A 25,650-nucleotide genomic window follows, 5' to 3' on the forward strand; every position below is an offset into this window, starting at 1 on the left:
AAAGTCGCCTAATTTTAAAATTTGACGACTTCTAAGTTTTAAGTTTAAGGATAAATAGTAAAACTTAAATATTCATCTTTTATTTTATCAGAAAAGTTAATCATTTTTTTGGCAGTACTTTACATGCACAAATACTTTCAACAATCTATTCAAACATTCCCACAATCAATTAACATTCCTTTAAACAAAAACGCTATTCTGTTTTGTATCTTTAAGTATGAAACAGATCACACTTTTAGCACTACTTTTTATGGCAGCAACTACTGGATTAACTATTGATTTTGGACAAGATAAAGCTGGAGATACTTGGCGTATTGTTAATGATGGTGTGATGGGTGGATTGTCACAATCTTCTGCTACGTTAACCGAAGATACGGTTCTATTTAAAGGCGACGTGAGTCTAGAAAATAATGGTGGTTTTGCTAGTATGCGTACCTTAATTACAGAAGGTGCTTTAAAAGACTGTAAGACCATGACGATACGTTTTAAAAGCAGTAGTACAAATAGGACGTTTGGATTGTCGCTTAAAAATAGTCAGCAGTATTATATACCATACTACAAACATACCTTTACACCTAAAACTACAGATTGGGAAATACTAACGGTTAATTTATCCGACTTTAAACATTACCGTATTAGTGAGGTGATTGGCAACGAGATGCCTAAAAAAGCGTTAGACGATGTGTTTAATATTGCACTAATTATTAGCGATAAAAAAGCAGGTCCTTTTGATATTGAGATTGATTATATTACATTTGAGTAATATAACACCCTAATTAACATTTAGTTACATTGACTTTTAACTTACATAAATGGTTATTTAGCATTACTGTAGTTGCTCTACTAGTGTCTTTTTCTGGTTATGCAACGACTAGTTCTGAAGTTATAACACCTACCACAGAATGGATTAAAAACTCAAACACTAAAGACCAATCTAATACTTTTTATGTGGACTTTAGTTTTGAAGATTCACCAATGTCTTCTTTTGTATTTTATGAGTCTAAATTTTCAACTTTCCTGTTACAAATTAAAAAGCAAAATCTGTTACGTTTAAAAACTCAACATGTTATTTTTAATCATTACAAGCGTACTTATCTTAATAGACTAATCAAACCTAATTACGTACATCATTCTGTGAGCAACTAATTATTTAAATAGGGCTAACGTCAACTTTTCTGTTTTAAATAATTAAAAAACTCATCAAATGAATTTAAAAAGAGGACTACGCTTAGTTGCATTAGTCTTATTTATAGCTATAGCTTGTGTATTACCATTTCCTATGACTTTTAAAAGAAAGGACAATTTACCAAAAGACTTAATAGAGCAAATTGATAAGACAACAAAAACTGATGAAGAAGATGTTAATAAAGAGGCTTTTAATTAAGCACTTGTTTAGAGTAACACCATTTTAACTGATTGTTTATTAAATATAGCGCATAAAAAAACCGCTTCCAACCAACAAGAAAGCGGTTTCACACTAAAATTCCGAAAAATTATTTCGGCATTACTACAGTATCAATCGCATGAATCACGCCATTTGAGGCTGCTACATCTGCTATAACTACTTTAGACTTATTTCCTTTTTCATCGGTTAATATTACACTGTCACCATCTAATGATGCAACTAGTTTTCCACCTTGTACAGTAGCTACTTCAAAAGCACCATCGTTAGATTTGATAGCATCTACTACTGCTGCTGCTTCAAATTTTCCTGATACCACGTGGTATGTCAGTACTGCTGTTAAGGTTGCTTTATTTTCTGGTTTTAGTAAGTTTGCTACTGTACCTTCTGGTAATTTTGCAAACGCATCGTTGGTTGGTGCAAATACAGTAAATGGTCCATCACCACTTAATGTCTCTACTAATTCTGCTGCATTTACTGCTGCTACTAATGTAGAAAAGTTGTCATTTCCTACTGCTACACCTACAATGTTTGGAGTGCTTTGCATCTCTTTTTTAGCCTCGTCTGTGTTTACTGCTACTTCTTTTTTAGCATCATCCATAGTGGTTTCTGCGTCTTTTTGTGCGTCTTTACAAGAAGTCAATCCTAATAGTCCGACCATTGCAAACGCCATAAATACATTTTTAGTTTTCATAGTTTTATTTTTAAGTTTACCCAAAGATAGATAGTGATCTTATTAAAACTATCACAATTTTGTTTAAAGTTTAGTTAAAATTATTAAACAAAAATATATCGTAATAAAAAACCGATACATAATCAACGCATCGGTTATTGTTATTTACATGGTTTAGACTTAAAAATCAAAGCCTACAGAAAATTGCCACACTCTGTTACTTGGCTTACCATCGTCATAGATATCTCCTAATCCTAAGTGGTAACGTACACCAAAACTAACACCTGCATCAGTCTTAAATCCAGCTCCGAAATTAACTCCGTAATCAAAACTATTTGGCTCAAACTCTTGCGATGTATCAAACAAATTGAAGTTAGCATCAAACGTTTCTTTATGAGATATAGCGTATCCAATTTGTGGACCAGCTTCTAGATAAAAGGTACTTACAGGATATAATTTTAAACTTAACGGTAGATTGATGTAGTTTAATTTTTGAGTAAATGTTCCACTGTCGTTTTTTATTTCATACCCTTGTTGCGAGTATAATAATTCTATTTGGATGGATGCAAAATCACTAAAATAAGACTCGCCATAAAGTCCTATATGAAATCCGCTTCTCTGACCAGTTTCTCCGTCTCCATCATACTCGACAGATGCAAGGCTATAACCGCCTTTTAATCCTCCGTTAGACTGTAGTTTTGTGTCATTATCTTGTGCGTTTGCAAAATATAATGCACCAAAAATTAACACGATTGATAAACATTTAATTTTCATAATTTATAAGATTTTTAGTTTGTTATTTTATAAATACGAAAAAAAAATATGCTTGGTTTTTAAAAAAAATTACATGCGTTCAGGCACGTTGATTCCCAATAAGTTAAATCCATTTTTTATAGTGTTAGCGACAACTTTGGAGAGTTGTACTCTAAATACAATCTCATTTTGCGTGTCTGCACTAAGTATAGTGACATTTTGATAAAAGCTATTAAATGCTTTAACCAAATCGTAGGTATAATTAGCAATTAATGCTGGACTATGTTGACTAGCTGCTTGCTGAATAACTTCTGGAAACAGTTGTAAGTGTTTAATTACTTCACGCTCTTTGTCGTGTAAAGAAATTTCGTTTGTATTTAAAGTAATAGCAGAGTCTATATTTGCTTTACGCAAAATAGACTGTATTCTTGCATACGTGTATTGAATAAATGGTCCTGTATTACCTTGAAAATCTATAGATTCTTTGGGATCAAAAAGGATTCGTTTTTTAGGATCTACTTTTAAGATGTAATATTTTAAAGCACCTAGACCTATGGTTTTATACAAATCTTGCTTTTCTTGCTCTGTATAACCATCTAGTTTTCCTAAGTCTTCAGAAATGGTTTGAGCGGTATCTGCCATTTCGACAATTAAATCGTCTGCATCCACAACAGTACCTTCTCTACTCTTCATTTTTCCAGAAGGTAAGTCGACCATTCCGTAGCTTAAATGATATAGATTTTTTGCCCATTCAAATCCAAGTTTCTTAATAATTAAAAACAGTACTTGAAAATGATATTCTTGCTCGTTTCCAACCGTATATACCATTCCGCCAACATCAGGAAAGTCTTTAGCACGCTGTATAGCTGTACCAATATCTTGTGTCATGTACACAGCAGTTCCGTCTGAACGTAGTACAATTTTTTCGTCTAAACCATCTTCGGTTAAATCGCACCACACAGATCCATCGTCTTTTTTATAAAATACGCCAGATTTTAATCCTTCAGCAATAAATTCTTTTCCTAATAAATAGGTTTGACTTTCATAATACAACTTATCAAAATCGACACCTAAGTTTTTGTATGTGGTATTAAAACCATCGTATACCCAACCATTCATAGTGTCCCATAAAGCCACAACCTCTTTATCTCCTGCTTCCCATTGTTGTAGCATTTGTTGTGCTTCCAATAAAATAGGCGCTTCTTTTTTTGCTTCTTCTTCAGTTTTACCTTGAGCTACTAACGCTGCAATTTCTTTTTTATATTCTTGGTCAAACTTAACGTAGTAATTACCGACTAATTTATCGCCTTTTAATCCTGTAGATTCTGGCGTTTTACCATTACCAAAACGTTGCCAAGCCAACATGCTTTTGCAAATATGAATCCCTCTATCGTTTATTATCTGCGTTTTATAGACTTTTTTTCCTGAAGCCTTTAAAATTTCAGACACACTATACCCTAATAAGTTATTACGTATATGTCCAAGGTGTAATGGTTTGTTGGTATTGGGTGAAGAATACTCCACCATTACCGCTTTGTTTTTAGTATTAACGTCAACAAAACCAAAACGCTCTTCCTCCTTTATTGTATTAAAATAATTGACAAAATAGGACGCTGCAATTTCTAGATTTAAAAACCCTTTAACCACATTGAAGCCTTCAACATCTGCTACATGTTCTACAAGGTAGTTACCAATAGCTTCTCCAATTTGCACAGGATTACCTTTAACCACGCGCAACATTGGGAAAACAACTAAGGTGATATCTCCAGCAAACTCTTTTCTGGTTGCTTGAAATTCTACCGATTCTAAATTAGCATTGTAAATGGTAGATACTGCTTGTCTTACTGCTTGCGTTAAAGTGGCTTGAAGGCTCATTTTTTGTTACATTTTTAGAGCGCAAAGATAGCATTTTTATTGAATGAATATTATTCGACTATCTTAATAAAATCTCGATTAAAATTCATCAAAATATAACTTGAAAAAATAAATTAACCTTTTAGCTAATTTTTTGGTATTACCTCTTAAAAATTATGATAACAATATATTAATAGTCATTTTTAACATCGAAGGAAAATCCCTCTAATTTTCTTCTTTTAATTAAACTAACAAATAAGTCGTTAACTTAAGTTAAATCAAGCACATTTTTTGTGCAATTTGTCTTACTTTTGTTTTTGATGTTGTATACTTAAATGAAGAGACTATTTGTCCTTATTTTTTTATTCTGTTTTGCATTTGGTTTTTCACAAGATGAAGAGCTAGACAGCTTAACTATTCAGTTGGCTTATCAAAGTCCTGACTCTTCAAAAGTGGATACTTCTGTTAGTATTATCAAATTGCTTTTTGATAAAAAAGATTACAGCAAAGCACAAAAATTTATTACTCTAAGTGAAGATTTAGCCAAAGATTTAAACTACAAGAAAGGTTTAGCTGAAATTACATACTATAAAGCAAAAATTGGTAATGAGCAAGGCGATGTTGCACAAGCCATAAGACATTTTAAAAACGCAAAATCGCTATACGCTTCCATAAAAGATACTATATCGATAGCTAAAGTTAATAGTAACTTAGGCGTTTTAGAGATTAAAAACGGAAATTATAAAGACGGTTTAGCGTATGCATTATCTGCAATTAACGAATTAGAAAAAAGAGGTCTTTTTGAAGAGTTGTCTAAAAACTATGATAATCTTGCCAACACATATGAAACTACTGGCAATCTCGAAAAAGCAATTACTTACTACCTGAAAAAACTAGATGTTGACAATAGATCTAACAACATTGAAGGATTAATTAGCACCAATAAAAATCTTGGTGACATTTACACCAAAAAAGAAAACTACAATCAAGCAGTAAGCTATTACGAAAGTGCTTTAGGATATGCTAGTTCTAGTGACGAAAAACTTAGAGCCCAAATATTACCTTATTTAGGAAATGCATATTTAAAAGATAAAGACTATAAAACATCTGCTAGATATCTTGTAGAATCTATCAATCTAAATAGACGATTTGATAACAAAAATGAAATTTTAATAGCCTTAAATAGTTTAGGAGATTTAAATATACAACAAGGTAGACTTAAAACTGCTGAAGAACAATTACAAGAGGCTGCTAATATTAGTAGAGTTACAAAAAATGATGAAGAGTTGCTACGTAATTACAAGTTGATGCAAACTCTAGATTCTAAAAAAGGTAACTTTGAAAGTGCTTACACTTGGCAAGAAGAATATTATAAATTAAAAGAAAAACTAGATCAAGAACAGGCTAAAAATACACCAGTATTTGTTATTGATGATGTAGAAGAAGCTAGTACAGATGTAGATCCCTTACTTATTCCGAATACTGGAGTTGATGAAGATTTAGTAAGTAAGAAAAAATTAGATAAATTTAAACTTATCTTTTATGCTTTATTAGCAGCATTTGCAATTGTTTTGACCTTTTTTGTGCTATTTTATTTAAAACGAAACAACAGACTAAAATATACTAGAGAGCTTGAGGCAAAAAACAAGAAGATAGAATTGCAAAACGAAGCTATTTTAGAGCAAAGCAAACATCTAGAAAACATAAATAAAGTTAAAGACAAGTTGTTTTCTATTGTCTCTCATGACCTTAAGGACTCTTTAACATCTACAAAAGGATTTATAGATTTATTAAAAGAAGGACAATTAACTCAAGACGAGTTCCATAGTCTACTACCAGAATTAAGTGAGAATGCTAATAATGCCTCATTATTGTTATTTAATCTTTTAAATTGGTCTAAATCACAGATGCAGTCTTTAGAACCTAAACCTTCCTTATTTGATATCCAAGAAGTATTTGCTGAAAAAGTAAAACTAATGGACCAAAAATTTGAAGCAAAAGGTGTCAAACTTATTGATAATACACTTCGTGATTTTGTGTATGCTGATAGAAGCATGATAGAAATTGTAATCCAAAATTTATTAGCTAACGCTGTAAAATTTTGTAATAAAGGTGATAGTGTATCTATTTCTAATCAGATTAGCAATGGAAAAGCCATACTAAGTGTTGCAGACACAGGTGTAGGAATTAGTAAAGAGGACCAAGGTAAATTGTTTGGTAACAATACATTTACTACTAGAGGAACTAATAAAGAAAAAGGAACAGGTCTTGGATTAACCATATGTAGAGAGTTAGTCGAACTAAACAAAGGAACCATTTGGGTAGAAAGCGCTGTAAATGTAGGTAGTACTTTTTATGTAGAATTACCTAAAAACAGAGTGGAAAATCCAGGTGATACATGAACTACCCCTTCGGTAGAAATACCTCAGCCATCATACACCGAGCGCTTCCGCCACCACAAGTCTCAATAGTTTCTAAAGAGCTTGATAAGATTGGGCAATATGCTTCAATTAACGCTATTTGTGCAGGACTTAAACTATCATGAGCAGCTTGACTCATAACCAAATATAACGCATCGTCTTTACCTTTAACTTGTAACATATTACCAGCAAATTGGTGCATTTGCTTTTCGTTGATTGTAATAACTTTTTTGCCTGTTTTTTCTAACTGAGCAATAACATTTTTGCGTTCCTTTTTGTCATCAATAGTTTCTAAACAAATAACAGCAAAAGTTTCTGCCAAACACATCATGACATTGGTATGGTAAATTGGCAATCGTTTTCCATTAACCGTTTGCTTAGCTGTAAAAACCACTGGTGTATATTCAAAATCTTCACAAAACTCTATAAATAACGTTTCATCAGCTCTTGGTGATAACGCACAATACGCTATACTGTTAACTCTATCTAGCAACAAACTACCAGTACCTTCTAAAAACACACCTTCCTCTTCAGCAGAAGTATAATCTATAATATTATTTATTTTAAAACCTTCTTTTTCTAGACGCATAAACACCTCGTCACGTCTCTCTTTTCTACGGTTTTCTGCAAACATTGGGTAGATAGCCACATCACCATTTTCATGAAAACTCACCCAATTGTTTGGAAACACTGAATCTGGAGTATCCATTAACTCATCATCATGCTCTACAATTATATTAACACCTACATGTCTTAGTTTTTCAACGAAAGCATCAAACTCGGCTTGTGCTTTTGTATTGATATCTACATTTTTTATGTCAATATCTTCTTGAAAATAGTTATTTACTGCGGTTTGTTCATTCATCCTAAAATTAACAGGACGAATCATTAATATAGTGTTTGTGGTTTGTTGCATTATTTAAAAATAAATTGAACACAAAATTAGAGTATTTTTAAATTTAATTTACATTAAAAATCATAATTATTTCCACTTAATATTACAGCCTATACTCGGTTTTTGAATTGCTAAAGGTTGTTGGTTATTTAAAACTGCATCCATAGCTTTAATTAAATCTTCACCAGTAATTGGTATGTTATTACCTGGTCTGGAATTATCTAACTGTCCATGGTAAGTAGACTTTAAATCGGCATCAAACACATAAAAATCTGGAGTACAAGCAGCATCATAAGCTTTGGCTACCTCTTGTGTTTCATCATATAAGTATGGAAAAGGATATAGTAAATCCTTAGCGACTTGTGCCATTTTATCTGGCGCGTCTTGTGGGTAATTATCAACATCATTACTACTTATAGCTATAAATGCAATACCTTTTTTTTGATACTGATTTGCCAATTTGACCAATTCAGGGTTGATATGTATTACAAATGGACAGTGATTACAGATAAAAACAATTACTGTTCCCTTATCTCCTTTTATTTGATGCAAATTAAGTGTCTTACTCGTGACAGTATCATATAAAGAAAATTCTGGTGCTGTTTTTCCTAAAGGAAACGGATTAGAAGGTGTTAATGCCATAATTAAAATGTTAAAATTTTATATTTAAATCAGTTTTACTTTTGTTTTAATGAAAAAAATTACTTTCTTAGTATCGATTAATTATTATCCCTAATTAACTAACAGATTAATAGCAACTATGAGATTATCCCTTATTCTCTTGTTTGTACTTTCCCTAAGTACATTACAAGCCCAAGACAACTCAGACCAAAGTACAAATTCTGCAGACTATTTACAAGTAACTCGATACAGACTTCACCCTGAAGAGCTTAGTATTGAAAACGAAATCGACTCAGAAAAAGTCTACATAAAAATATATTATAATGACAAAGCTAGCATCGCTAGTGACTTTGCGTATTTTAAACCTAAAAAAAATGAAATCTTGTTTTTTTATGGTAAAAATACCGAAAATGAAACTACAGAAATGTATTTTAAATTAGACGATAGCCTGAAACCTATTTATCAGAAAAAAGATTTTGATCAATTAATGCAAGTCATTAAAGTGTTAGAATACAATGTGTTTTCTGAAGACCAATTTTCTAGTGCAGAAGCCTATGCAGCTCTAGAGCGAGTTTAAAATTATTAATACAATATATTATCTTTAGGTTTTATAGATTCTGGTAAATCCTGTTCATCTAACATATCTCTTAAATCTATTTCAATAGTTCTGCAAAGCGCTGTCATTGGTACATCATTTATCCTACCTTCAAAAGGGTCTTCGCTGTTGTCTCCTATACTCTCCATAGATGCAAAAATCCATGAGATTAATACTGAAAAAGGTATCATTAAAAAGATATACCAATCCTTAACTTGTGTATCTAGGTTAATAGCATCTGCCTCAAAGACATCTAACAAACCAAAAGGTAGTAATAGCACAAAAATCCATGTGAATACTTTTGAGAAATAACCATACTGTCTTGGAAAAGGCGTGTTTTTTATTCTTTCACATTTACCTTGAAGATTATAAAATTCTTCTAAACAGGATTGTAATTGGTCTTCTTGAAATCCATCAATTATACCGTCTTGCTTTAATTTGGTTATTTGAATTGCCTGATTCTTTACTAAATGTGTTGCTGGATTGACTCTTTTCTGCAAATCATTATATTCTTCTTGCGATACATAATTTATAGCCTCATTACAAGATATATTTCGCTCTCCGTGTTTGTCAAATAAACTTTCGACAGCTCTGTTTTCTTTTATCGCCCAAGATTTAGGTTGTCGCAATTGAACACGCAACGCATTAATCCATGCTATATGCCTATAAATTAGTTGCTGATGTACTTGTTTTGTTGTATCACTAGAGTCCAGGTTAATAAAACTTAATACTTGTATCGTCCATGTTCGGCTATAGTTAACAATACCACCCCAAATTTTTCTACCTTCCCAAAATCGATCATAGCTTTGACTGTTTTTAAAACCTATATAAAAAGCTACTGCAATCCCTATAACACTTAATGGTTGAAACGGAATATCAATAAAATCAAGCTTTAAATAATAGTATAAACAAAAGATTACTCCAGCATATATAGTAAAAAATAAAATATTTTTCCATGCATATCTTAAAATAAGTCCCCAACCAATATTTCTTTTAATGTACATATATTAAGGTGTTGAATTAGATACTTGTAATAATTTTCCGTTATAAAACTGGTGTCCACTTAATGCAAAATTAGATAGATATTCTGCCATTTGCTTTGCTGTAGTTGGTGCCTGATAACCAGGAAATGCCTCCTCTAACATTTCGGTTTGAACAGCTCCTAAAGCTAATACATTAAAACTTGGTCCAGTGTCTTTATATTCTTCTGCCAATAGCTCTGTAAGGGTTATAACTGCTCCTTTACTAGAACTGTAGGCAGATAACCCTGGAAATTTCATACTACCTTGCACACCACCCATTGAACTAACAGTAACTACATGACTATGTTTGTGCATAAATGGTATTACAGTTCTTGTCATTTCGGCAACACCAAAAACGTTAGTCTTATAAACATTTTCGAAATCCTGCATTGTGGTTTCAACAAAAGGCTTATTTAATAATGTACCTGCGTTGTTAATAAGTATATCAACTTGCTTCCATTCTTCTTTAATAAAAGCTTGTACTTTTTCATAATCTTTAGGATTACCCAAATCAAAAGCTATAGAGGTAATGTTTTCAAAATGAAGGTTATTTACAGGTTGTGCATTTCTAGATAATGCCAATACGTTGTGACCTTGATTTGCAAATATATGTACTAGCTCAAAACCAATCCCTCTACTGGTTCCTGTAATAATAATATTTTTAGTTTTCATTTAAACGAATTTCTTTAGTAGGTGTATTACTCATTTTCTCTATTCCTGGAATAATACTATTAATTAGATTGACCATGTGGTTATAGTCTAATTTATCTGCTTCGTCATCCACATGGTGATAATAATCATAATTAGATAAATCACAAGATGAGATGGTGTGGCAAGGTAAATTAAACTCTTTAAAAAAAGCGTAGTTATCAGATTGTCTAAACAGGTTATACTTTTTTGAAACCTCTGAATAACCAATAATTTTTTCTCCAGAGTAGTCATTTATTTTATCAGCAATGTTAGATTTATCATAACCAGTAACAAATGCAATATAATCTCTGTCTTTAAATGGTACACCAATCATTTCTAAATTGACCATAGTGTACATATTAAAGTTGTTTTCTTTTAGTTTTTTGGCCAAGTGTGCAGATCCTAATAATCCTTTTTCTTCAGCAGAAAATGTTACAAATAGCAAGCTTCTTTTGTGTGTTTTTTTAGCTCCAAAGTATTTTGCTAACGCTAAAACACCACTAGTACCTGCAGCATTATCATTAGCACCATTTGCAATACTATCATTTTCAACTATTTTACTTTTACCAATATGATCGTAATGCGCTCCAATAACAATAAACTCGTCTTTAAGCTTAGCATCATGACCTTCTAGATAACCTACAACATTATATGCTGGTATATCTCCAACGCTAAAGTTGTCTCTAAACGTTTCAAAATATGGGTTTAAACCATAAGACTTGAATTTAGATTCCACATAATTAGCAGCATCATTTATACCTTCTGTTCCAGTATCTCTTCCTTTTAAATTATCGTCTGCTAAAAAAGATACCATGTCTTTAATTTCTTGACTAGTTACTGAATAGTCTTCTGGCTTTAAAGTGTCATTTACTTTTGTTTTACAGGCAGTAAATAAAAAGATAAATACAAGAATTGTTATAAAGTTTTTCATTTGGTTGTTTGAATGGTTAATGTTTAAAGATAAAAAAATCCCAAATCAATTGACTTGAAATGGGATTATATATAGTTTTTATTTCGTTTAAGCGAAAAGTATTATACTAGCATCGTAACTGGGTTTTCAATATATCCTTTTAATGTTTGAAGGAATTGAGCGCCTGTAGCACCATCAACCGTTCTATGATCACAAGCTAGCGTTAACTTCATGGTGTTACCTGGTACAATTTGACCGTTTTTAACGACTGGTTTTTGCACTATTGCTCCTACAGATAATATTGCAGAATTTGGTTGATTTATAATAGAGGTAAAACTTTCTATACCAAACATTCCTAAATTAGAAATGGTAAAGGTACTACCTTCCATCTCGTCTAGAGATAATTTTTTATTTCTGGCACGTCCTGCAAAATCTTTAACTGCTGCTCCAATTTGAGGCAGTGATTGCTCATTAGCAAACTTCACCACAGGTACTAACAGACCATCTTCTACAGCTACTGCAACTCCAATATGTACGTGATTGTTTAGTTTCATTTTATCATCAAACCACTGTGAGTTAACTTGTGGATGTTGACGTAGCGCTAAAGCACAAGCTTTAACAATCATGTCGTTAAATGAAATTTTAGTGTCAGGAATTGAATTGTATTGTGTACGGAATGCTATTGCATTATCCATATCAAACTCAACATTTAAGTAATAGTGAGGCGCTGTAAATTTAGATTTAGCTAAGTTTTTGGCAATTGCCTTACGCATTTGAGAGTTTGGTTTCTCATCAAAATCTTCTTGACCTGAGGCAACAAATTTAGCAACTGGCGCAGAAGATTGTACTGCTGCAGATGGTGTAAAGTTTTCAATGTCTCGTTTTACAATACGTCCGTTTTCACCAGAGCCTTTAACTTGAGAAATATTAATTCCTTTTTCTTCAGCCATTTTTTTAGCTAAAGGAGAAATAAACACACGTCCTGTTGAAGTATTCTCAGAAATTTGAGAGACTGTATCTTGTGTGATGGTCTCTTTTTTAGGTGCTTCAGACTTAGGTTCCTGCTTTACTTCTGGTTTAGAAGTTTCCTTTTTAGCTGATGCATCACCATCTGCTTTAAAGTTTTTAGCAATTCCTGAAACGTCCGTTCCTTTTGGTCCTATTATCGCTAATAATGAATCTACTTTGGCAGAATCTCCTTCTTCAAGTCCTACATATAATAATGTACCAGACTGGAAAGATTCAAATTCCATAGTGGCTTTATCCGTTTCAATTTCTGCTAGAATATCTCCTTCTTCAACAACATCACCTACTTTTTTTAACCAAGTGGCTACAGTCCCTTCTTCCATGGTATCACTTAACCTTGGCATAGTAACTACCGTCACGCCATCTGGAATATCTTGAGTTTCTGAAGATTTATTACCATTTTCTGCTTCGTCTTCTTCTTCTTTAGATTCTTCTTTTTTATCTTCAGAAGGTTTTTCTGAGCCACCGTTTAACAAGCCTGAAATATCTTCTCCTTCTTCACCTATAATGGCTAATAACTCGTCTACTTTAGTTGTTTCACCTTCTTGAACACCAATGTGTAATAAAGTTCCCTCATGGAAAGATTCAAATTCCATGGTTGCTTTATCGGTTTCAATTTCAGCAAGAATATCTCCCTCTTCTATTTTATCTCCAACTTTTTTTAACCACGCAGCGACAGTACCTTCTTCCATGGTGTCACTTAAACGAGGCATATTAATTATTTCTGCCATAGCTTATTTAATTTTGTGGTCTATAAATGGATAATCCTCTTGTTCGTAAACTGAGTCATACATCACATTCTTATCTGGATATGGAGATTCTTCAGCAAATTTTTCGCACTCGGCAACTTTATCTTTTACGTTTTTATCAATCTTTTTAAGATCTGCTTCAGTTGCGTATTTATTTTCAAGAATAATATCTTTAACTTGTGTAATTGGGTCAATTTTCTTGTACTCAGCTACTTCGTCTTTTGTTCTATAATGTTGCGCATCAGACATTGAATGTCCTCTGTATCGATATGTTTTCAACTCTAAAAACGTTGGTCCATCACCACGACGTGCACGTTGTATTGCTTCATCAAAAGCTTCAGCGACTTTTACAGGATTCATACCATCTACTGGTCCGCAAGGCATTTCGTAACCTAAACCTAATTTCCAAATATCTGTATGATTAGCTGTACGTTCTACAGAAGTACCCATTGCATATCCATTATTTTCACAAACAAAAACGACAGGTAATTTCCAAAGCATCGCGAGGTTAAACGTTTCATGTAACGACCCTTGTCTAGCTGCTCCATCACCAAAACAACAAAGGGTAACACCATCTACGCCATGATATTTATCTCCAAAAGCAATTCCTGCTCCTAAAGGAATTTGGCCTCCTACAATACCATGTCCTCCATAAAAACGGTGTTCTTTAGAAAAGATGTGCATAGAACCACCTAAGCCTTGTGACGTTCCTGTTGCTTTACCGTATAACTCTGCCATAACACGCTTTGGATCAACTCCCATTCCAATAGGTTGAACGTGATTACGATAGGCTGTAATCATTTTATCCTTTGTTAAATCCATAGCATGTAAAGCTCCAGCCAAAACAGCTTCTTGACCGTTATATAAGTGAAGGAAACCTCTAACTTTTTGTTGGATGTAAACAGCTGCAAGCTTGTCTTCAAACTTTCTCCAAAACAGCATGTCTTCATACCATTTTATATACGTTTCTTTTGTTACTTTTTGCATTGGTGACGTTTAAAATTTTTAACGAATAACAAAAGTAACACTTTAGTTATTAATAAAAAAGACTGAAAATAGTAAAATTATTACGAAAACGATTTAGTTATAACGCTGATTTGTCAAAAATTAATGGTAGAAGGTTTGCTAAAGAATTTGATCGCACCACCTTCCCTGTTTCTCCCATAAAATAAAGCTCTATTGGAGCGTCTTGTTTGACTTCGTATTCTGCAATAGCTTGTCGACACGCTCCACATGGAGGGATTGGTGTTAATGTTGGATGACTTTGTGATCCAGCTATTATGGCTATTTTAAGTATTTTAGCATCAGGATATTTAGCACCTGCGTAATAAATTGCTGTTCGCTCAGCACATAATCCAGATGGATAAGATGCATTTTCTTGATTACTTCCTGTTACCACTTCTTTATTATCTAATAATATTGCAGCACCAACACTAAACTTTGAATAAGGCGCATAGGCATTACCTCTAGCATCTGAAGCATGACGCATCAAATCTTGTATATCTTTTGACAACTCGTTTATGTTATCAAATACTTGTAATGTGGTTTCTATTTTAACTTCCTTCATAATTTAAATATAAGCAACTATTTTAGACAAAAAAACTATTGTTTTCACAATAGTTTTTAAGTTTTATATTATTTAGCTCTATTAATATTCGTCATAAGTTCCAGCACCTAAATTAAAGGTTAGAGAAAAACGTAATGTACTTTCTAATGGACTTTGTACTTGAGATGCAGAGAATAGATAAGATAAATCTACATTTATAACGTTATATTTAAAACCTGCTCCTAAAGCAAAAAACTTTCGTGCACCTTTTGTTTCATGTTCGTTAAAATAACCTGCTCTAAAAGCAAACGAATCTTGATAGGTGTATTCTGCACCTAGTGCATAGGTAAACTCTTGTAATTCTTCTTTAAATCCTCCTGGAGCATCTCCAAACGATTGAAAAACACCAGATAAGAAAGGGACATCAGGATCTTTTCCTGAAACGATATATGTTGGCTCATCTGCATCTTGTGTTCCATCACCATCTGTATCATCAAAACCTAAAATTGGAGGTGTTGGCACTAATAATTTAGAAAATTCTGCTGTTACACCAACTTTATTGTATTGATCTAAAATAAAATCAAAACCTCCACCTAATCTTAGGTTAGTAGGTTGAAAATTTTCTTGACCAGCTTCATCGTATTTAAATTTAGGTCCTAAATTTTGAATAGCAAATCCTGCTCTCCAACGACCATTAAAATCATTATATGCTTGTTCCTCACTTTGATAATAACCAGAAATATCTACGCCAAAGGTACTAGCTGCTTTTGTGTCGTTATCACCAATATTCAATTTTAAATCTGATTGTAAATAACGCATAGCCACAGACATCCCAAATTAATCACTTAGACGTAATGCATAAGACACATCAAAAGTGAATTCGTTAGGTCTTTGTACTAAAGCTTCAGAAAACTCGTCTTGAACAAATTCTATATCTCCTAATGAAAAATACTTAAAACTTGCTGCAAACGCACTATTATCGTTAAGTCTGTTAAAATAAGTTACATTTCCTAAAAAAATATCATTTACTAATTTACTTAAGTAAGGTGTATAACTTATTGCTACTCCAGATTTATTTTCTGAAAACACATATTTAGACGAGTTCCATTGCTGTGAAAATGCGTCTGGTGACGTAGCCACACCCATGTCACCCATTGCAGCTGCTCTGGCATCTGGCGCTATCAACAAAAATGGGACTCCTGTTGTAATTACTCTAGAATCGTTTGGATTTGTAATTGTCGTTTGCGATATTCCTTTAAGGGACAAAAAGAACGCTATCGCTATTAAAATTTTATTTTTCATGTATCAATATTAGTTAACAAATATAATTTTTTATTAGAGGATTACAAGTTTCTCTATTTTTTCTACTGATTTATTTGTGCTTGGTGAATGGACTTTAAGTTTATAAATATAAGTTCCTTTTCCTATTTTATCTCCAAAATCGTCACGACCATCCCAAACAATATCTCTGGAAGTTGACTTAACAGATTTACCACCAGCCAATGAAGTTTGACCATTTAATGTTCTAACCAATTTGCCGGAAATAGTAAATATTTGAACAGAAATATCTAAAATTTCTGAGCTGTTGTGGCTGAACCAAAACTCGGTATAATTTACAAAAGGGTTAGGATAATTAAGAACGTTATTGATGACCAAATTTTCATTTTCATTAAAAACCACAAATTGAATCTCTGCAATAGCCGAATTATTATAAACATCCCAAGCTTTAAGTGTTAAGGTGTGTAATCCTGGTTCTAAGTTTCTGAATGGAAAACTTAAATTTCCTTTAGTATAATCGTCAACTTCAGTTAAATAATAATCATTTAAGACATAAGGATTAACCTCGTCGCCATCTATTAATGCTACTATATCATGACCAATTCCACTTGCCGTATTTATACCATTATCATCTTCAAACTTTGCTATAAGGGTTGGAGACTCGTTTGTAATCCCTCCAGAGACAAAAGACTCGTCATTCATGTATAACTGAATAGTTGGACCAATATTATCTTCTGCTGCATTTGGATTTATACCTCCAATTTTAAGAGTTTCGATACTTGCTCCTGTTTTATCGTCTAACGAATTGTTTTGAGTGGCATAAAAACTAACTTTACCTGTACCTATCGGAATACCAATATCTTTAGGGACTACAAAATCAAATTCGAATTGACCATTTGTTATTGTAGCTTGACCTCTAAATACGATAGCTCCAAGTGTACTAAAATTTAGTTTTATTAATTGACCATTTTCAGAGACGTTGTCATTAGCAAGCGTTTCTCTTTCAATTTCTTTATCGTATATGGTTGTGGTTAAAATACCATTATAATCACTAAGTACATTTCCGTTTAAATCTGTTACTTCACCTGCTAATTTAGCATAACTTAATGCTTGAAGCACGTCTGTATCTTGAGCGATTGGAACATCATTTATTTTGGTTAATCTAATATTAGGTTGAGGAATTGTTAATGTCATTGCAGGATCACCAATATAAAATGCTAGATTTTTTTGTGCATTTGAAAAACTTGGATCGTTTTTAGCTAATCTTAAAGCTTCAGCAACTGTTGGATACTCATAATCACTATAAGTATCATTTGTACTGTATGAAAACAAATATTCTTTTAAAATTTTATTAAAATCTTTTCCTACGGTTACAAAAATTTGTCTTGTTGTTGTTATTAGTGCTATTGCTCCTGCATTTTTATTCCAATAGATTAATTCACCTGCTGTTACACGTAACGGATTGTCAAAACGAGTAAACTCACATGTTACAGTTACAAATAAATTTAACTTACAATCATTATTTAAAGCTTCTGCATCAGGCTTTTGAAAAATACGCTCAAATGCTAATCCATCTTCACCACCATGTCCAAAATAATTGACCATAATAGCTCCCCTTTCGATAGCATTTGAAATAGCTTCGTTAACTTCTGGATAACGGTCACCACCTGCAGAGGCTTCTTGTTGATAGGAATCTGAATGGATTTTGGTCACATTAATAAATGGCTTAAAAGATGTGACTTCATCTGCAATTTCATCAGTGGTTTCTTGTAAGGTTGCTTCCCAAGCTTCATCTATATCATCAGATACAACAACAAAATTATTACGCCAGCTACCTAACGCTTCTTTAGAATAGTAAACTTCTATTTTATCAACCATTTGTTGCGCTCGTAAGGGTGAATCTGCTAATATTCTACCCACAGCTATATCTAGTTTATTAGCATTATTAAATATGTCCATAACACCTTCACCTGGATCTACATAAGCGTAAAAGTCATCTGATATAAATGAATTTGATAATGTAAAACTGTTATATGCATTCCATGTTGGAAAGTTATATGTATTATTAGATATTCGGCCTTTATAATCAAAAGAAGAATCACCAAAAAGACAGAGGTATTTCACCCTGTTATCAGGTGAACTAGCATTGTCGTATACGTATTTTACAAAATTTCTTATTCCAGTAATATCAGGATTTCCTGATGAAAATTCTGTATAAATTTGATCTAGTGTAACAACTTTTACATTTAAGTTATTTCTATCTCTATTTATTTGTGCCAATCGTTGTGCTTGAGATAAATGAGATTGCGTGGTTAACATCAAATAATCTATATCCTGAAATTGACCTTGGCTATTTAGAAATATGGTCCCTTTTAAATTTTGATTGTTAACAATACTATTAGCAGCCAAATTAGGTTCAAAATAGTTCTGAGAACTTACAGTAATAAATGTTTTTAAGTTACCCATTGGTGCATTAAAGCTAAACGTAGCATCTGCATTAGTATTTGTTATAGAAGTTACATCATATATATTACTAACATCCCAAATTTCTTGAACTTGTGATGCATTAGTCAATACATAGCTAGCTACACCATTAGATAATGTTGATTCATTATTTTTAAAATGAAATTGTGCTCCTGAAAACGTAAGTGCTCTAGTTGCTTCAATAGATATGTAGTCTAGGTAAGCTGACGCACTAGGGTTACCTTGATTATCATAATCTAAAGTAATGTTAATATTATCACCAGAAACCGCTAAACTTTTCTGGTAGGTTCCGCCTGTTGCGTAGACTCCATTACTTGTATTTGAACCATTGATATTAAAAGTTCCGTCTAACACATTATTAACTGATACTGAAAATACTGTTTCGTTAACTGCTACTGAAGCTGTCACCACTTTTAAATCTATTGGTTCTGAGGTGATTAAGTTTGGAAAATTAAAATCAAATGTACGAGAATTTTCTACGCCAAACCGTTCTCCAAACCAACGTCTTCCTACAAAGACAATATTGTTTTGATCTAATTCATAAAACTTATAATCATGAAATGTATTAAAAGTAGTTGTTGGTGCATTAGTTGGTTGACTAAATGGTTGTATGCGTTTACCTAATCCAGCACTTATGTTGATATAGTATACTGTTTTATCTGTGTATGGATTAATATTGGTGTTTATGTAGGACGTATTGACGTCTGCAGATGGACCTTGAGCATAAAATAAGATATAATCTGTATCATTAAACACGCCATCTTCTTCACCAATGACCTTTATTGCATTCTCTGTTGGGTCAAACGGAAAGTTAGCATTATTGGCAAAAGGCATCATTTTACCGCCATTACCGAATAATTTTATATTTCTTGGATCCAACCCATTAACGTTTATTCCCATCTGGCCCAAAAAAGATTTTGATAATTTATAAACTCCAGATGTTGTTACTTCAAATCTATACCAACTACCACTGTTTAACACTGAATTGGTTATAGCTTGTGTATTACTAACTCTGTTGGAAGCAGCACTCATAGTATATCTTATAGTAAAAGAACTTATTTTTTTATATGCATTACCATCTTTAATAATAGGGCTTAAAGTAAAAACAGCATAATTAACATTACGTGCGGTTGCATTTTTTAAAGAGAATTCTAAAGTGTTAGGTATGGATTTAATATTAAGGTCTCTTAACTCCGATTTGGATATAGGTAAATAATTAATATTGGTGACACTAACAGAGTTTTCATTTACATACCCATTAATTTTCCATTGCTCAACAAAATTGATTCCGTTAACACCATCAAACGAAAAATTTTCAGAAGGCAAAAACGACGGAATCGTTAAAGCATAATCGCTAGTTGCATAAGTTTTAGGCTTATCCCAATCTAGGTTAATCTTTTTTTCTTGAGAAAATAATGGCGTAAAATAAAGTAATAGTAGTACTAATAATATCTTTTTCATTGCAATAGTAACGTCTTATTTTAAATGATATTATTTAAATCTTAATAATTTCATAAAAACATGTCAAAATTACAATAATAAATTTTAAAAACACACGTTATAGTGTTTCAAAACGACGATAAAAAGCATAAAAATCATCGTTGTAATGTAAAAAAACAGGATGAAATGCAATTTTTTTTACTCAAAAATGACAAATTATGTTGTTTTGTTGGGTTTAATTATTATATTGCGACTCCAAAAAATAATATTAGCTTACTTAAACGTATGAATATGAAAAAAGTAATTGTATCAAGGTTGTTATTAATCGTAGCGGTTTCCCTAACCTTGGTTGGTTGTAAAAGATCAGGTGGTTCAAACACTTCTAGAGCTACAGGATGGCAAATTAACGATAAAGATGGTGGTTTTCAGTACAACACCAAATTTAAAGAGCAAGAAACTGCTCCTGGTTTAGTTTTTATTGAAGGAGGAACTTTTACAATGGGTAGAGTCCAAGATGATGTCATGCATGATTGGAACAATACACCAAACCAACAACACGTTCAGTCTTTCTACATGGATGAAACTGAAGTTACAAATAAAATGTATTTAGAATATTTGGATTGGATTAAGAGAACTTATCCACCTGAAGAAGAAAATTTTAGAGCAATATATAATGGCGTATTACCAGATACTTTAGTTTGGAGAAATCGTTTAGGTTATAATGAAGTTATGACTGAAAACTATTTACGTCATCCAGGTTATGGAGAATATCCTGTAGTTGGTGTAAGTTGGATTCAAGCGGTAGAGTTTGCTAACTGGAGAACCGATCGTGTAAACGAATTATATTTACAAAAAGACGGATACCTAAAACAAGGTAGTCAATTTGAAGCTACAGCAGATTCGAACTTTAGTACTGATACCTATATTAACTCTCCAACACAAACTTTTGGAGGTAATGAAGATATTTTAAGAGGTGGAAAATTAAAAGCACAAACTAATGCAGCTGGAGAAGAAATTAATGTTTACGCATCACGTGAAACAGGATTAATCTCTCCAAAATACAGACTACCAACTGAAGCAGAATGGGAATATGCTGCTTTAGGTTTATCAGAAATTAGAAGTTACAACGTATACAGAGGTCGTAAAAAATATCCATGGGATGGACAATATACGCGTTCTGGAAAACGTAAAATAAAAGGAGATCAATTAGCAAACTTCAAGCAAGGAAAAGGAGATTATGGAGGAATTGCTGGATGGTCTGATGATGGTGCAGATATTACTGCTGAAGTAAAAACTTACGACCCTAACGACTATGGTTTATATGATATGGCTGGTAACGTTGCAGAATGGGTTGCTGATGTTTACAGACCGATTGTTGATGATGAGTTTAACGACTTTAATTACTACAGAGGTAATGTGTATACAAAAAACGTTATCACTGAAGATGGAACAGTTAAGGTTGTAGGAACAGATGAAATTGTTTTCGACACCTTACCAAACGGAAAAGTTGTACCAAGAGATTTACCTGGAGAAATTGCAACCAAGCCAGTTGATGAAGAAGAAACTTACTTAAGAACAAACTTTGATAGAAGTGATAACCGTAACTTCAGAGATGGAGACACACAATCGTCTCGTTACTATGCTGATAGATTTGGTGACGAAGAAGGTGAATCAACAGAGGATGCAGCTACACGTAAAATGTACAATGCACCTAAGCATAATATTGAAGTAGATTCAACTGGTAACTTAATCAGAGAATATGACAAATCGAACAAGCGTACCTCTTTAATCAATGACGAAGTTAGAGTATATAAAGGTGGGTCTTGGAAAGATAGAGAATACTGGTTAGATCCTGCACAGAGACGTTACTATCCACAAAATATGGCTACAGACTATATAGGGTTTAGATGTGCAATGTCTAGAGTTGGTTCTAAATCAAAAGGTCAGAGAAAATCTAAAAACTAAACTAAATTTATTAGTTAATAAATTAAAGTCCTAACACTATTGTTAGGACTTTTTTTATACTTTTATTTTATGAATATTGAGAGTTTACACAAATTATTTTTGGACTGCAACACAGTAAGTACAGATTCAAGAAAAGTAGCAGAAAACAATATGTTTTTTGCTTTAAGTGGTGATAATTTTAATGGTAATGTTTTTGCACAAGACGCATTAAAAAAAGGCGCAACTTATGCTATAATTGATGACAAAGATTATCTAACTTCCGATAAAACTATTCTGGTTAATGACAGCCTTAAGACGCTTCAAGCATTAGCTAATTATCATAGACAGTATTTAGGTTTAAAAATTATTGCTTTAACAGGTAGTAACGGAAAAACAACAACTAAAGAACTTATACATACCGTATTATCTCAAAAATATAACACAACTGCTACAATAGGTAATTTAAACAACCATATTGGTGTACCACTCACCTTATTGTCTATGACTAAACAAACTGAAATTGGCATAGTAGAAATGGGAGCTAATCATCAAAAAGAAATAGAATTTCTATGTCAAATTGCACAACCAGATTATGGTTACATCACTAATTTTGGTAAAGCACATTTAGAAGGATTTGGAGGTGTAGAGGGTGTTATAAAAGGAAAAAGCGAATTATATGAGTATTTAGTGACTAATAATAAACATATATTTTTAAATGCTGACGATGCCATTCAAAAAGAAAAATTAAAGCATTACATCAAAAAATTTGGATTTAGTCAAAACGATTCTAACTATTTTAAAATAGAATTTTTAGGAGCCAATCCTTTTGTGACTTTAAAAATTGAGGATACTAAAATTCAATCCAACTTAATTGGGGAGTATAACTTTACTAATCTTAGTGCAGCAACAATCATTGGTAAATATTTTAATGTGAAAATTGATGCTATAAAAAAAGCTATAGAAAGTTATATACCCACTAATAATCGTTCTCAAATAATAAATAAAGGCAATAACACCATTATTTTAGATGCTTATAATGCTAATCCGTCAAGTATGGAAGTGGCTTTAAAACACTTTAGTAAACAAGAACAAAACAATAAAATTGCTATTTTGGGTGATATGTTTGAGCTAGGTAATTCAGCTTCAGAAGAACATCAAAACATTGCTGAATTCGCTAACTCATTAAATATAGATTCTATTATTTTAATTGGAGAACACTTTTTTAAAGCAAACATAAATAGTTCTAAGGTTAAACAATACCAAACATTCGAAGAATTTAAAGCCAAATTTAAACCCATAACAAACAGTACTCTTTTAATAAAAGGGTCCAGAGGTATGGCATTGGAGCGTGTTTTAGAACTGTTGTAAACAAAAAAATTCCGAAACATAAGTTTCGGAATTTTTGTGGGCGCGAAGGGATTCGAACCCCTGACCCCTTGGGTGTAAACCAAGTGCTCTGAACCAACTGAGCTACGCGCCCTAATTATTAGGACTGCAAATATAGAGTAGTTTTTGATTTTGCAAAAACTTTTTGCTAAAAAAATAAAATATTTTTTTAGCAAAAAACTAACCCTTTAATTTATAGTGTTTAACAAACAGTCTAATTAGTAAATATTTAATATTTTTGATTTTAAATTAAGCTCCAAGTTTGAATTATATTTCTTTAATTGACGAATTAGGTATAGATATTAATACAATAACTACCCTAGATGCTACAAAAATAATTAGACTTCAAAAACAGCTTAAAGCTAAAGCCGTATTAAATAACCAGAGTAATTTAGGTGAGCTTGCAGCACTTATAGACAATCTTAAAGATGAAAATGTTAGAAAGCATCATGTTTTTGTCGAGAACCATAAGTGGCTAAAACAAATTATAAGTGGTGATTACAGTAATATTCCTCAAAACTCTGTTTCAGTAAATCTAGATTTAATTACTGATGCAGAAGATACAAAACATTTTTTATCACCTTATTTTAAAGAGCATATAAAACCTTTTCTTTCAGAAACATTATCCAAAGGAAAATATCTTTTACTTATCAATTTTGTTAAAAGTAATATCTTATTTTCTGAAGAAATTGAACAAATCATCATCAACTTTTTTATCTCAAAACTTAATTATGCAAAGGTTTATATTGAGGAAGGTAAATTAAAGGATAAGCACTATCCAGTAGCATATATTACCAACCGTAACTTTATTAAATGTTTAAGCCAATATCCAAGTTCTTTTGATGATGAAATTAATGAGCTTAACTCAGAAGTTATTGATACTTACAACGCTAAACGTAAAAATGTAAATAATGATATTTTCATTTTTGCTGCCAGAACAATGGTTGCGTTTGGAGAGTTAGAAATCTCTAATTATATGCTAAAAGATGTTTTGTTATCCAATGCTGAAATTGCAAAATCTTATGCCTATAATACTGGTTCTAAATCTAAATCTGGAGCAGGTGTTGGCGTGTGGAGCATTATTATTTTTGTTGTCTTGATTATAAGAATTGGAACTACGTTTTTTAAAAACAGTAGTAATTCTTATGATTCTAATTATAATTTAGAAAAATATAGAATAAATAATTCTGTTTATGAAAATGAAGACATCATGGAAGCCATAAGGAGAATTCAAGAGCAACAAGAAGCAAATAACAATAATAATTTAACAAGTACTGATGATGTTGAATTTGAAATAGAAGAAACTGTTATTGAAAGCACGGAACCAGCTGAGCCTGAAAGCAATAAAATCACTCTTCCAGATAGAGGTAACAGATTAAAACAATCTGATCATATTAGATTTATTTATACACTAAAACTAAAAACTAATAGAGATGAGGAAAATCTAGGAAGTAGTAATAGTGTAGAGCTTAACGATTTTACTAACCCTTTTCCTAAAACATTTAATCTTTTAAACACCTCAAAAACCAGATTAAACAATACCAACTATAGATTAGTTAAAAATAATAGTAACAAAGACCTTATTGTTTTTAGGTTTACTTCAGGAATTGACGAAGCTGTTTTTATACCAAAGGATGAAACAATTTATGTAAATCTAAGACAAGGCGACTCTATTATATTTTACACAGGACAACGTTTTACTGTAGATAGACTCTCTCATTTTAAGGAGAATGCGGAGCTTTCAAAATTATATTTAATTGAAAATTTTATTGGTAGTACTAACCAAGAAATAAACGTACTGCCATTTAAAGTAAGTAGTTATAAGAGCAAAAAATTAAATAGTGATATAGAAACTATTAAAGAAACTAAAACCGATGTTATTAAAACAAAAAACATCAACCTTAGAGGTATCAACATTGATAAAATTTACATTAATTGGTATAAGAAAAAATACAATTAAAA

At 32.1% G+C, this 25,650-nt stretch carries 20 protein-coding genes, 1 tRNA gene and 1 pseudogene; 8 read left to right on the forward strand and 14 right to left on the reverse strand.

Annotated features, from left to right (window positions below; translation table 11 throughout):
* The first annotated feature begins 217 nt into the window (after positions 1–217).
* The 3 genes from Ollyesu_RS02085 to Ollyesu_RS02095 are packed head-to-tail and all read left to right on the forward strand — an operon-like array spanning position 218 to position 1,384.
* Positions 218–763, forward strand: a complete 546-nt coding sequence (locus tag Ollyesu_RS02085; RefSeq protein WP_279302155.1) for a CIA30 family protein — start codon at positions 218–220, stop codon at positions 761–763.
* Positions 764–792: 29 nt separating this feature from the next.
* Positions 793–1,146 carry a hypothetical protein gene (locus tag Ollyesu_RS02090; protein ID WP_279302156.1) on the forward strand — a complete coding sequence of 118 codons (354 nt, stop codon included), beginning with the start codon at positions 793–795 and terminating at the stop codon, positions 1,144–1,146.
* Between the two features lie 58 nt (positions 1,147–1,204).
* Complete coding sequence (locus tag Ollyesu_RS02095; protein ID WP_279302157.1) at positions 1,205–1,384, forward strand: hypothetical protein; 180 nt, start codon at positions 1,205–1,207, stop codon at positions 1,382–1,384.
* A 109-nt stretch (positions 1,385–1,493) separates the two neighbouring features.
* Here Ollyesu_RS02095 and Ollyesu_RS02100 read toward each other — a convergent pair whose 3' ends face one another.
* The 3 genes from Ollyesu_RS02100 to argS all read right to left on the reverse strand — a co-directional run bounded on the left by Ollyesu_RS02100 (position 1,494) and on the right by argS (position 4,703).
* Complete coding sequence (locus tag Ollyesu_RS02100; protein ID WP_279302158.1) at positions 1,494–2,096, reverse strand: fasciclin domain-containing protein; 603 nt, start codon at positions 2,094–2,096, stop codon at positions 1,494–1,496.
* Positions 2,097–2,255: 159 nt separating this feature from the next.
* Positions 2,256–2,849: a porin family protein gene (locus tag Ollyesu_RS02105; protein WP_279302159.1), complete on the reverse strand. Its 594-nt coding sequence runs from the start codon at positions 2,847–2,849 to the stop codon at positions 2,256–2,258.
* 69 nt (positions 2,850–2,918) lie between these two features.
* Positions 2,919–4,703 carry an arginine--tRNA ligase gene (gene argS / locus Ollyesu_RS02110; protein ID WP_279302160.1) on the reverse strand — a complete coding sequence of 595 codons (1,785 nt, stop codon included), beginning with the start codon at positions 4,701–4,703 and terminating at the stop codon, positions 2,919–2,921.
* Between the two features lie 314 nt (positions 4,704–5,017).
* Here argS and Ollyesu_RS02115 point away from each other — a divergent pair, with 314 nt between their 5' ends.
* Entirely contained in the window at positions 5,018–7,084 is a 2,067-nt protein-coding gene (locus Ollyesu_RS02115; RefSeq protein WP_279302161.1) for a tetratricopeptide repeat-containing sensor histidine kinase, read from the forward strand.
* A gap of 1 nt (position 7,085) precedes the next feature.
* Here the strand turns inward: Ollyesu_RS02115 and Ollyesu_RS02120 are convergent, their stop codons facing one another.
* Both Ollyesu_RS02120 and Ollyesu_RS02125 read right to left on the reverse strand, forming a co-directional pair.
* A complete protein-coding gene (locus Ollyesu_RS02120; RefSeq protein WP_279302162.1) occupies positions 7,086–8,018 on the reverse strand; it encodes an arginine deiminase-related protein in 933 nt (310 codons plus the stop codon).
* A 66-nt stretch (positions 8,019–8,084) separates the two neighbouring features.
* Positions 8,085–8,639 carry a thioredoxin family protein gene (locus tag Ollyesu_RS02125; RefSeq protein ID WP_279302163.1) on the reverse strand — a complete coding sequence of 185 codons (555 nt, stop codon included), beginning with the start codon at positions 8,637–8,639 and terminating at the stop codon, positions 8,085–8,087.
* A 118-nt stretch (positions 8,640–8,757) separates the two neighbouring features.
* On the opposite strand from Ollyesu_RS02125, the gene Ollyesu_RS02130 reads away from it, so the two are divergent.
* Positions 8,758–9,195 carry a hypothetical protein gene (locus tag Ollyesu_RS02130; RefSeq protein WP_279302164.1) on the forward strand — a complete coding sequence of 146 codons (438 nt, stop codon included), beginning with the start codon at positions 8,758–8,760 and terminating at the stop codon, positions 9,193–9,195.
* 5 nt (positions 9,196–9,200) lie between these two features.
* Here the strand turns inward: Ollyesu_RS02130 and Ollyesu_RS02135 are convergent, their stop codons facing one another.
* The 8 genes and pseudogenes from Ollyesu_RS02135 to porU all read right to left on the reverse strand — a co-directional run bounded on the left by Ollyesu_RS02135 (position 9,201) and on the right by porU (position 20,379).
* Positions 9,201–10,217 (reverse strand): bestrophin family ion channel, encoded by a 1,017-nt coding sequence (locus Ollyesu_RS02135; protein WP_279302165.1) that lies wholly within the window; start codon positions 10,215–10,217, stop codon positions 9,201–9,203.
* 3 nt (positions 10,218–10,220) lie between these two features.
* Positions 10,221–10,907: an SDR family oxidoreductase gene (locus Ollyesu_RS02140; protein WP_279302166.1), complete on the reverse strand. Its 687-nt coding sequence runs from the start codon at positions 10,905–10,907 to the stop codon at positions 10,221–10,223.
* Positions 10,897–11,856: a M28 family peptidase gene (locus Ollyesu_RS02145; protein ID WP_279302167.1), complete on the reverse strand. Its 960-nt coding sequence runs from the start codon at positions 11,854–11,856 to the stop codon at positions 10,897–10,899. The genes Ollyesu_RS02140 and Ollyesu_RS02145 overlap by 11 nt, the downstream gene beginning before the upstream one ends.
* Positions 11,857–11,957: 101 nt before the next feature.
* The gene (locus Ollyesu_RS02150; RefSeq protein ID WP_279302168.1) at positions 11,958–13,592 is read right to left on the reverse strand and encodes a pyruvate dehydrogenase complex dihydrolipoamide acetyltransferase; all 1,635 of its coding nucleotides are present in this window, start codon (positions 13,590–13,592) and stop codon (positions 11,958–11,960) included.
* Positions 13,593–13,595: 3 nt separating this feature from the next.
* Positions 13,596–14,597, reverse strand: a complete 1,002-nt coding sequence (gene pdhA / locus Ollyesu_RS02155) for a pyruvate dehydrogenase (acetyl-transferring) E1 component subunit alpha (RefSeq protein ID WP_279302169.1) — start codon at positions 14,595–14,597, stop codon at positions 13,596–13,598.
* 97 nt (positions 14,598–14,694) lie between these two features.
* Positions 14,695–15,177 (reverse strand): cytidine deaminase, encoded by a 483-nt coding sequence (gene cdd, locus Ollyesu_RS02160; protein ID WP_279302170.1) that lies wholly within the window; start codon positions 15,175–15,177, stop codon positions 14,695–14,697.
* A gap of 81 nt (positions 15,178–15,258) precedes the next feature.
* Positions 15,259–16,458, reverse strand: a pseudogene (porV, locus tag Ollyesu_RS02165) (type IX secretion system outer membrane channel protein PorV).
* A gap of 33 nt (positions 16,459–16,491) precedes the next feature.
* Positions 16,492–20,379: a type IX secretion system sortase PorU gene (porU, locus tag Ollyesu_RS02170; protein WP_279302171.1), complete on the reverse strand. Its 3,888-nt coding sequence runs from the start codon at positions 20,377–20,379 to the stop codon at positions 16,492–16,494.
* Between the two features lie 264 nt (positions 20,380–20,643).
* Between porU and gldJ the strand changes: the two genes are divergently transcribed.
* Together gldJ and murF are read left to right on the forward strand one after the other, a co-directional pair.
* Complete coding sequence (gldJ, locus tag Ollyesu_RS02175; RefSeq protein WP_279303051.1) at positions 20,644–22,323, forward strand: gliding motility lipoprotein GldJ; 1,680 nt, start codon at positions 20,644–20,646, stop codon at positions 22,321–22,323.
* A 69-nt stretch (positions 22,324–22,392) separates the two neighbouring features.
* Positions 22,393–23,670, forward strand: a complete 1,278-nt coding sequence (murF, locus tag Ollyesu_RS02180; protein WP_279302172.1) for a UDP-N-acetylmuramoyl-tripeptide--D-alanyl-D-alanine ligase — start codon at positions 22,393–22,395, stop codon at positions 23,668–23,670.
* A 37-nt stretch (positions 23,671–23,707) separates the two neighbouring features.
* Here the strand turns inward: murF and Ollyesu_RS02185 are convergent.
* Positions 23,708–23,782, reverse strand: a tRNA-Val gene (locus Ollyesu_RS02185).
* 168 nt (positions 23,783–23,950) lie between these two features.
* Between Ollyesu_RS02185 and Ollyesu_RS02190 the strand changes: the two genes are divergently transcribed.
* Positions 23,951–25,648: a hypothetical protein gene (locus Ollyesu_RS02190; protein ID WP_279302173.1), complete on the forward strand. Its 1,698-nt coding sequence runs from the start codon at positions 23,951–23,953 to the stop codon at positions 25,646–25,648.
* The last annotated feature ends 2 nt before the right edge of the window (positions 25,649–25,650 follow it).

The organism is Olleya sp. YS (assembly GCF_029760915.1).
Taxonomy (GTDB): domain Bacteria; phylum Bacteroidota; class Bacteroidia; order Flavobacteriales; family Flavobacteriaceae; genus Olleya.

Coding starts and splice junctions, on each gene's coding strand:
- cdd (WP_279302170.1), bottom strand. CDS start 15,177: ATGAAGGAAGTTAAAATAGAAACCACATTACAAGTATTTGATAACATA.
- Ollyesu_RS02120 (WP_279302162.1), bottom strand. CDS start 8,018: ATGCAACAAACCACAAACACTATATTAATGATTCGTCCTGTTAATTTT.
- Ollyesu_RS02140 (WP_279302166.1), bottom strand. CDS start 10,907: ATGAAAACTAAAAATATTATTATTACAGGAACCAGTAGAGGGATTGGT.
- Ollyesu_RS02145 (WP_279302167.1), bottom strand. CDS start 11,856: ATGAAAAACTTTATAACAATTCTTGTATTTATCTTTTTATTTACTGCC.
- Ollyesu_RS02130 (WP_279302164.1), top strand. CDS start 8,758: ATGAGATTATCCCTTATTCTCTTGTTTGTACTTTCCCTAAGTACATTA.
- argS (WP_279302160.1), bottom strand. CDS start 4,703: ATGAGCCTTCAAGCCACTTTAACGCAAGCAGTAAGACAAGCAGTATCT.
- Ollyesu_RS02085 (WP_279302155.1), top strand. CDS start 218: ATGAAACAGATCACACTTTTAGCACTACTTTTTATGGCAGCAACTACT.
- Ollyesu_RS02095 (WP_279302157.1), top strand. CDS start 1,205: ATGAATTTAAAAAGAGGACTACGCTTAGTTGCATTAGTCTTATTTATA.
- Ollyesu_RS02105 (WP_279302159.1), bottom strand. CDS start 2,849: ATGAAAATTAAATGTTTATCAATCGTGTTAATTTTTGGTGCATTATAT.
- Ollyesu_RS02150 (WP_279302168.1), bottom strand. CDS start 13,592: ATGGCAGAAATAATTAATATGCCTCGTTTAAGTGACACCATGGAAGAA.
- Ollyesu_RS02115 (WP_279302161.1), top strand. CDS start 5,018: ATGAAGAGACTATTTGTCCTTATTTTTTTATTCTGTTTTGCATTTGGT.
- pdhA (WP_279302169.1), bottom strand. CDS start 14,597: ATGCAAAAAGTAACAAAAGAAACGTATATAAAATGGTATGAAGACATG.
- Ollyesu_RS02135 (WP_279302165.1), bottom strand. CDS start 10,217: ATGTACATTAAAAGAAATATTGGTTGGGGACTTATTTTAAGATATGCA.
- Ollyesu_RS02100 (WP_279302158.1), bottom strand. CDS start 2,096: ATGAAAACTAAAAATGTATTTATGGCGTTTGCAATGGTCGGACTATTA.
- porU (WP_279302171.1), bottom strand. CDS start 20,379: ATGAAAAAGATATTATTAGTACTACTATTACTTTATTTTACGCCATTA.
- gldJ (WP_279303051.1), top strand. CDS start 20,644: ATGAATATGAAAAAAGTAATTGTATCAAGGTTGTTATTAATCGTAGCG.
- murF (WP_279302172.1), top strand. CDS start 22,393: ATGAATATTGAGAGTTTACACAAATTATTTTTGGACTGCAACACAGTA.
- Ollyesu_RS02125 (WP_279302163.1), bottom strand. CDS start 8,639: ATGGCATTAACACCTTCTAATCCGTTTCCTTTAGGAAAAACAGCACCA.